At 79.5% G+C, this 585-nt stretch carries 1 protein-coding gene; it reads right to left on the minus strand.

All coding sequences use genetic code 11. The features are described from left to right. Nucleotides 1–585 (minus strand): molybdopterin-binding protein (locus AE652_RS42745; protein ID WP_049661775.1); only part of this gene is annotated, 585 nt, incomplete at both ends.

Here is a 585-nt window from a genome sequence, read left to right on the forward strand (position 1 = left end):
CCGCTGCGGGCGTGCAGCAGCGGCAGGACGAGGGTGACCATCCCGGCGACGGCGGCCAGCGGGTTGCCCGGCAGGCCCACCAGGTGGCGGCCGCCGGGGAGTTCGGCCAGCAGCATGGGGTGCCCCGGCCGGACGGCGACGCCGTCCACCAGCAGTCGGGCGCCGGCCTCGGCGAGCGCCCGGTGCAGGAAGTCGACCGGTCCGGCGGCCGTTCCGCCGGTGGTGACCACCAGATCGGCAGTGGAGTGCCGCAGCGCGTCCCGGAGCAGCCCGAAGTCGTCCCGGACGTACCCGACCTCGGGCGTCCCGGCGCCGGCGGCCCGCAGCCAGGGCGGCAGCAGCGGCCCGAGCGCGTCCCGGACCAGGCCCGCCCCGGGCACCCCGGAGGTGAGCAACTCGTCCCCCAGGACGAGCAGTCGGACCTCCGGACGGCGGCGGACCGGCAGCCGGTCGTGGCCGCAGGCGGCGGCCAGGCCGAGCACGGCCGGCCCGACCGGGGTGCCGGACGGCAGCAACTCCTCGCCCAGGCGGCACTCCTGGCCGCGCGGGCGGACGTCCTGGCCGGTGGTCAGCGGCCGCGGGCCG

This window comes from Kitasatospora sp. MY 5-36 (assembly GCF_001182915.1).
Lineage (GTDB): Bacteria > Actinomycetota > Actinomycetes > Streptomycetales > Streptomycetaceae > Kitasatospora.